This window comes from Mesorhizobium sp. B2-4-15 (assembly GCF_006658505.1).
Classification (GTDB): domain Bacteria; phylum Pseudomonadota; class Alphaproteobacteria; order Rhizobiales; family Rhizobiaceae; genus Mesorhizobium.
In genome coordinates this window covers 57,612-64,401 of record NZ_VFUZ01000028.1, presented here as the reverse complement: position 1 = coordinate 64,401, position 6,790 = coordinate 57,612, and the positions used below count along the sequence as shown (strand labels likewise).

General features: G+C 65.0%; 7 protein-coding genes. 4 read left to right on the top strand and 3 right to left on the bottom strand.

Translation table 11 applies throughout. The features are described 5' to 3' along the window. Window positions 1–90: 90 nt before the first annotated feature. Entirely contained in the window at window positions 91–774 is a 684-nt protein-coding gene (locus FJ930_RS25525; protein WP_141840591.1) for a response regulator transcription factor, read from the bottom strand. Between the two features lie 206 nt (window positions 775–980). On the opposite strand from FJ930_RS25525, the gene FJ930_RS25520 reads away from it, so the two are divergent. The 3 genes from FJ930_RS25520 to FJ930_RS25510 all read left to right on the top strand — a co-directional run bounded on the left by FJ930_RS25520 (window position 981) and on the right by FJ930_RS25510 (window position 3,477). Continuing rightward, the gene (locus FJ930_RS25520; RefSeq protein ID WP_141840590.1) at window positions 981–1,679 is read left to right on the top strand and encodes a fumarylacetoacetate hydrolase family protein; all 699 of its coding nucleotides are present in this window, start codon (window positions 981–983) and stop codon (window positions 1,677–1,679) included. Further along, window positions 1,676–2,326 (top strand): maleylacetoacetate isomerase, encoded by a 651-nt coding sequence (gene maiA, locus FJ930_RS25515; RefSeq protein WP_141840589.1) that lies wholly within the window; start codon window positions 1,676–1,678, stop codon window positions 2,324–2,326. Before FJ930_RS25520 ends, maiA begins: the two co-directional genes overlap by 4 nt. Window positions 2,327–2,436: 110 nt before the next feature. Continuing rightward, window positions 2,437–3,477 (top strand): zinc-dependent alcohol dehydrogenase family protein, encoded by a 1,041-nt coding sequence (locus tag FJ930_RS25510; protein ID WP_141840588.1) that lies wholly within the window; start codon window positions 2,437–2,439, stop codon window positions 3,475–3,477. A 20-nt stretch (window positions 3,478–3,497) separates the two neighbouring features. On the opposite strand, the gene FJ930_RS25505 is transcribed toward FJ930_RS25510, so the two are convergent. Further along, on the bottom strand, window positions 3,498–4,361 hold the full coding sequence (locus tag FJ930_RS25505) for a DMT family transporter (RefSeq protein WP_141840587.1): 864 nt from the start codon (window positions 4,359–4,361) through the stop codon (window positions 3,498–3,500). A gap of 105 nt (window positions 4,362–4,466) precedes the next feature. Between FJ930_RS25505 and FJ930_RS25500 the strand changes: the two genes are divergently transcribed. After that, window positions 4,467–5,870 (top strand): PLP-dependent aminotransferase family protein, encoded by a 1,404-nt coding sequence (locus FJ930_RS25500; RefSeq protein WP_141840586.1) that lies wholly within the window; start codon window positions 4,467–4,469, stop codon window positions 5,868–5,870. A gap of 17 nt (window positions 5,871–5,887) precedes the next feature. Here FJ930_RS25500 and FJ930_RS25495 read toward each other — a convergent pair whose 3' ends face one another. Then, window positions 5,888–6,778 (bottom strand): LysR family transcriptional regulator, encoded by an 891-nt coding sequence (locus FJ930_RS25495; RefSeq protein WP_141840585.1) that lies wholly within the window; start codon window positions 6,776–6,778, stop codon window positions 5,888–5,890. Window positions 6,779–6,790: the final 12 nt, after the last annotated feature.

The window sequence follows — 6,790 nt, the reverse complement described above, 5'->3', positions numbered from 1 at the left end:
TCCATATCCAGCAGACATGATGAATCAGATATTCTCGCCGATGGGAATCCCTCGCGATTCCATCAGGTCAGATTATGTTCTAGGGGAAACTCAAAACCCCGCCTGATCGCGAAACAACTCCGCATTATCCAGCTTCGACACTTCGATCACCGCTTGCGTGCGGCTGTAGACGTTGAGCTTGCGCAATATCTCCGAGACATGGGCTTTGACCGTGGTTTCGCCGACCTGCAGCTCGTAGGCGATCTGCTTGTTGAGCAGGCCCTGGCGCAGCATCTGCAGCACCCTCAGCTGTTGCGGCGTCAGCGTCGACAGGCGCTGGACCATGTCGGCGCGGTTGCTGCTGTCGGCGTCCGGCGGCTGGCCCTCATAGGTTTCCGGCACATAGATCGCGCCGTCCATCACCGAGCGGATTGCATTGGCCAGATCGCTCTTGCGCGCCGATTTCGGGATGAAGCCGGCGGCCCCATAGGAAAGCGCTTCCGAAATGATCCTTGGCTCCTCATGCCCGGACACGATCACCACCGGCAGGCGCGGATAGCGGGTCCTGAGCTGCAGCAGCCCATCGAAACCATGGACGTCGGGCATGCTGAGGTCGAGCAGCGCAAGGTCGAAGGGCTTCGCGTCGGCCAGCAATTCCACCGCCTCCGTGATCGAGCGCGCCTCCACCGTGTCGACCTCTGGATAAGCCATCTGCACGGCGCTGTGCAGCGCCTCGCGAAACAACGGGTGATCGTCGATGATCAGGAACCGGGCACAATCAGTGGCTGACGTCATGGCGTTGGTTTCGAGCCCTATTCAGTTTCGGGCATAAGGTAGCCCCGCGATCACGAGCGAATTATTGCCAAATAGTATACCGCCGCCATCTGGATTCCTTGTACGACCTTTTGCGAATTGTTGCCGCGCCAAATGCGGCGGCTTGCCCGCCCCTCGAAATCGGCCGAAGGTGCCGCAATTCTCCGATAGTCGTTCCAGGGCTCCACATGACCGCATTCGTCCTACCCGTGCCGCCAACGCCTTCTGTCGCCATCGCCGGCTCAGCCGAGCGCTTTGCCGTGCGGCGAATCTTCTGCGTTGGCCGCAACTACGCGGCGCACGCGCGCGAGTTCGGCAATGACGAGCGCGATCCGCCCTTCTTCTTCACCAAGCCCGGCGATGCCGTGGTCGATTCCGGCACGACGATTCCCTACCCGCCTCTCACCGAGAACCTGCATTTCGAGATCGAGCTGGTGGTCGCGATCGGTGCCGCCGGTTTTCGCATTACCCACGGCAAGGCGCTCGATCACGTCTGGGGCTACGGCGTCGGCATCGACCTCACCCGCCGCGATCTGCAGGATGCCGCCAAGAAGGCGGCGCGGCCATGGGACTGGTCAAAGGCCTTCGACCGCTCCGCCCCCTGCGGCCCACTGGTTCCCGCGCAAAAATCCGGGCACCCGGCGAAGGGTCGTATCTGGCTCGCCGTCGACGGCACGGTGAAACAGGATGCCGATCTCGCCGAACTCATCTGGCCGGTGGCCGACATCGTCTCGATCTGCAGCGAAGCAGTCGAGCTGCAACCGGGCGACCTGATCTTCACCGGCACGCCCGCCGGCGTCGGCGCGGTCAAGCCGGGCGAGACGATGACCGGGGGGATCGACGGCATCGGCACGATCGAGATAACCATCGGCCAGCCGAAATCATGAGCGACATCGTCCTGCACAATTACTATCGTTCCTCCACCTCCCACCGGGTGCGGATCGCGCTGGAGATGAAGGGGCTGAGCTACGACTACGTCCCGCATCATCTGCGCCACGGCGAGCATCTGGAGCCCGCCTATCTCGCGCTCAATCCGCAGGGACTGGTGCCGACAATCGTATGGGATGACGGCATGGTGCTGACGCAATCGCTGGCAATCATCGAATTCCTCGACGAAACGCAGCCCGAGCCGCCATTGCTGCCGAAGGACCCGCCCGGCCGGGCGCGTGTCAGGATGCTGGCGCAGATGATCGCCTGCGACATCCACCCGGTGAACAATCTGCGCGTGCTGACCTCGCTGCGCACCCTGTTCGGCGCCGGCGACCAAGACATTACCAACTGGTTCCGCCACTGGGTCAATGAAGGCTTCGGGCCGCTTGAGAAGATTCTGGCCTCCTCGCCGCGGACCGGAACATTCTGCCATGGCGAAGCGCCGGGGCTGGCCGACATCTGCCTCGCGGCACAGGTCACCAGCAATGCGCGCTTCGGCGTCGACCTGACGCCCTACCCGACGATCGCCCGCATCAACGCCGCCTGCATGGCGCTGCCAGCCTTCCAGAAAGCCGCGCCGCAGAACCAGATAGATGCCGAATAGGGAAGACTGCGGAGTTGCTGCCGCTCTGGCAGAATTGATTTCCGCTTGACCGGACACGGAATCGACTATCGTTTCCATTAGTGTTTGCCGTCTCAAGGGTGGAGTAACCAATGAAAGCCGTCGTCTTCGAGAAATTCGGCGAAGCGCCGACGATCCAGACCGTGCCCGATCCGAAGCCGGCTGCTGACGGCGTCGTCATCAAGGTCGAGGCGACCGGGCTCTGCCGCAGCGACTGGCACGGCTGGATGGGCCATGACGCCGATATCCGCCTGCCGCATGTGCCGGGCCACGAACTGGCCGGGGTCGTGGTTGCCGCCGGCAAGCATGTCACCCGCTGGAAGGCGGGCGAGCGCGTCACCGTGCCGTTCGCCGTCGGCTGCGGCCGCTGCTTCGAATGCACGTCAGGCAATCACCAGGTTTGCGAGCATCAGTCGCAACCCGGCTTCAATGCCTGGGGCTCCTTCGCCGAATATGTCGCCATCGAGCATGCCGACACCAACCTGGTGCGCCTGCCCGACGAGATGGAATTCGCCACCGCCGCCAGCCTCGGCTGCCGCTTCGTCACCTCGTTCCGCGCCATCGTCGATCAGGGCCGGGTGAAACCGGGCGAATGGGTGGCCGTGCACGGCTGCGGCGGCGTCGGCCTGTCGGCGATCATGATCGCCAGTTCGATGGGCGCCAATGTCATTGGCATCGATCTCTCCGACGAGAAGCTGGACTTCGCCAGGAAGATCGGCGCGGTCGCCACCATCAACGCCTCGACGACGCCGAATGTGGTCAAGGCCGTCAAGCAGATCACCAATGGCGGCGCGCATATGTCGATGGACGCGCTCGGCCACCCCACGACATCGTTCAATTCCATCGCCAATCTGCGCCGGCGCGGCCGCCACGTGCAGGCCGGCCTGATGCTGGGCGAGCACGCCCGCCCGCAAGTGCCGATGGACAAGATCATCGCCTTCGAACTCGAGATCCTCGGCAGCCATGGCATGCAGGCCTATCGCTACCCAGCGCTGATGGAGATGATCCGCACCGGCAAGCTCAAGCCCGAACTGCTGGTCGGCAAAAAGATCAGTCTCGAGGAGGCGCCCGCGGCCTTGATGGCGATGGGTGGCTTCGAGGGCATCGGCATTGGGGTGGTGACGAAATTCTAGGTGCGGGAGTCTCTTCCCGACTACCGCGCGAATTTCTTCGCCCCGAACACACATGCCACCACGCCGAGCGTGACGACGATCATCAGCGGGCTGACCTTCTCATGCAGCAGGGTCGCCGCCAGCGCGAGGCCGAAGAAAGGCTGCAGCAGCTGCAACTGGCCGACCGCCGCGATGCCGCCTTGCGCCAGGCCGCGATACCAGAACACGAAGCCGATCAGCATGCTGAACAGCGAGACATAGGCGAGACCAATCCAGGCGTTGGGGCCGACGCCGGCGAAGGACGGTGGCAGCGTCGCGAACATCAGCAGCAGCATGATCGGCAGCGACAGCGCCAACGCCCAGCAGATCACCTGCCAGCCGCCAAGCCTGCGCGACAACGCGGCCCCTTCGGCATAGCCCAGCCCGCAGACGATGATGGCGGCTAGCATCAAACTGTCGCCGACCGGTGAAGCGGTCACGCCTTGCATCAGGGCGAAACCCGCGACCAGCGCGCTGCCCAGACATGAAAACAGCCAGAAGGCCGGGCGGGGACGGTCGCCGCCGCGCAGCACGCCAAAGGTCGCGGTCGCCAGCGGCAGCAGGCCGACGAAGATGATGGAATGCGCGGAGGTGACGTGCTTCAGCGCCAGCGCGGTCAAGAGGGGAAAACCGACCACCACACCAAGCGCGATGATCGCCAGGGACAGCAAGTCGCCCCGCTCGGGGCGCTTCTCGCGAAACAAGAGCAGAAGCGCCAGACCGAGCAGGCCGGCTATGGCGGCGCGGGCCGAGGTCAGGAAGATCGGATCGAAATCCATCACCGCCACGCGTGTCGCCGGCAAGGATCCGCTGAAGATCAACACGCCGATGAAACCGCTCACCCAGCCGCTCGCAGCCTTGTCCATGAAAAGCTCCTTCTGTTGGGCCTTCTATCGGGCTCACCCCATGGCGCCACCAGAGACAATGCAGTACAATTCCACAAAACTGTAATGGCCACACGAGGAGTACAGATGGACGAGCTGACCACAAGGCTCGACGGCGGCGCGACGCTTGTCGAAAGCGTCATGGCGACCATCCGTCGGAGGATCGCCGCGCGCAGCCTGACACCCGGAGCCCGACTGCCCTCGATCCGCGCCTTCGCAAAGTCCATGCAGGTGTCGAAATCCACCGTCGTCGAAGCCTATGAGCGGCTCGCCGCCGAAGGCGCGATCCGCTCGCGGCCAGGCTCCGGCTTCTACGCCGCCGGATCGCTGGCGCCGTTGTCGCTGGCCGAGATCGGTCCTCGGCTCGACCGTGTCGTCGATCCGCTCTGGGTCTCGCGTCAGTCGCTGGATGCCGGCGGCGAAACCCTGAAACCCGGCTGCGGCTGGCTGCCGGCCTCGTGGATGCCCCAGGCCGGCTTGCGCCGCGCCCTGCGCACGGTCGCGCGTGCCGAAGATATCGCGCTTGCCGATTACGGAACGCCGCTTGGCCTGCCGCCGCTGCGGCAGCTGCTGGCGCGGCGCATGGCCGGGCATGGCATCGAAGCCTCCCCCGAACAGATCATGCTGACGGAATCGGGCACGCAGTCCATCGATCTCCTGTGCCGGTTCCTGATCGAACCTGGCGACACGGTGCTGGTCGACGACCCCTGCTATTTCAATTTCCACGCTTTGCTGCGCGCCCATCGCGCCAAGGTCGTCAGCGTTTCCTATACGCCGTCAGGACCGGATATCGAGCTGTTCGCGCAGGCGTTGGCCGAACACCGGCCGCGCCTCTACATCACCAACTCCGCCATCCACAATCCGACCGGTGCGATCCTATCGCCGGTCACCGCGCACCGTCTGTTGAAGCTCGCCGACCAGTCGGACCTGACCATCGTCGAGGACGACATCTTCGCCGATTTCGAACACACCCCTGCCCCGAGGCTGGCAGCGTTCGATGGCCTCAGCCGCGTCGTCCATATCGGCAGTTTCTCCAAGACGCTGTCGGCGTCGGTCCGCTGCGGTTTCATCGCCGCGCCCCGCGACTGGATCGAGGGCCTGACCGACCTCAAGATTGCCACGACCTTCGGCGGCGGACGGCTGGCGGCCGAACTGGTCCTGACGCTGCTGAAGGATGGCAGCTACCGCAAGCATATGGATTTGCTGCGCGCGAAGCTTGCACGCGCAATGGCCGAGACCGGCGCCCGGCTGAAGGCAATCGGCATCACGCCTTGGATCGACCAGCCGGCCGGCCTGTTCCTGTGGTGCGGCCTACCCGATGGCGTCGCCGCGGCCGAAGTCGCCCGTCGCGCTTTGGCCGATAATGTCGTGCTGGCGCCCGGCAATGCGTTCAGCCTGTCGCAGACAGCGAGCCGTTTCGTGCGCTTTAACGTCGCCCAGTGCGGAGACGACCGGATTTTCAAGGTGCTTGAAACGGCGATGGCGCACTGATCCCGCGCCGCATTCGCTCAGCGGCCGGCGCAGACCTCCCGCACGCACTCGCGCAACCAGCGTTGCGCCGGATCGGCATCCAGGCGCGGGTGCCAAAGCATGGAAATGGTGACTTCCACGGTGGCGACCGGCAGCGCAAAACTGTGCATCCCGGCGCGCGCGCCGGCGCTATGCCGTTCGGGCACGCTGGCGATCAGGTCGGAAGCACGTGCCATGGCAAGCGCCGCCGAGAAACCCGAGACCATGCACACGACCATCCGCTGCAAGCCAAGCGCGCTCAAGGCGTCGTCGATCGGCCCCTTCTCACGGCCATGCCGGGAAACGCTGATATGCCGGCCCGCCGCGTAGCGCTCGGGCGTCACCGTGCTTTCGCCCAGGGGATGGCCTGCTCGAACCGCACCGATGAAGCGGTCGCGAAACAGCGCCTGGATGCGCACTTCGGGCCCGGTTTCGCCTGCCACGCCGATTTCCAGGTCGATCGCCGCGTCGCGCAGCGACATCGCATCCTTGTCGGACTTCGGCGCGAAACGCAGCCGCACCCCAGGCGCATCGGCCTCGACGCGGGCGACAAGACGCGGCCCGAACTCCTCGACAAAGCCCTCATTGGTGCGCAGCGTGAAGACCCTGTCCAGGCGCGGGAGATCAAGCAACTCGGCAGGACGCAGCAGCGCTTCCGCGTCCTGGACAGCCAGGCCGACCTGTTGCCGCAACTCCTCCGCGCGCGGTGTCGCCACCAGGCCGCGCCCGGCGCGGACCAGCAGAGGATCGCCCGTCGCCTCGCGCAGCCGCGCCAGCGTCCGGCTCATCGCCGAGGGGCTGAGCCGCAGACGGCGCGCGGCCCGCGCCACGCTGCCTTCCGCCAGCAAGGCGTCGAGTGCGAAGAGCAGATTGAGATCGGGGGATGTCATCTGCGGTGCATA

What these genes read in the sequence shown, in the direction of transcription:
- FJ930_RS25525 (WP_141840591.1), bottom strand. Translation starts at nt 774, where the DNA reads ATGACGTCAGCCACTGATTGTGCCCGGTTCCTGATCATCGACGATCAC.
- FJ930_RS25520 (WP_141840590.1), top strand. Translation starts at nt 981, where the DNA reads ATGACCGCATTCGTCCTACCCGTGCCGCCAACGCCTTCTGTCGCCATC.
- maiA (WP_141840589.1), top strand. Translation starts at nt 1,676, where the DNA reads ATGAGCGACATCGTCCTGCACAATTACTATCGTTCCTCCACCTCCCAC.
- FJ930_RS25510 (WP_141840588.1), top strand. Translation starts at nt 2,437, where the DNA reads ATGAAAGCCGTCGTCTTCGAGAAATTCGGCGAAGCGCCGACGATCCAG.
- FJ930_RS25505 (WP_141840587.1), bottom strand. Translation starts at nt 4,361, where the DNA reads ATGGACAAGGCTGCGAGCGGCTGGGTGAGCGGTTTCATCGGCGTGTTG.
- FJ930_RS25500 (WP_141840586.1), top strand. Translation starts at nt 4,467, where the DNA reads ATGGACGAGCTGACCACAAGGCTCGACGGCGGCGCGACGCTTGTCGAA.
- FJ930_RS25495 (WP_141840585.1), bottom strand. Translation starts at nt 6,778, where the DNA reads ATGACATCCCCCGATCTCAATCTGCTCTTCGCACTCGACGCCTTGCTG.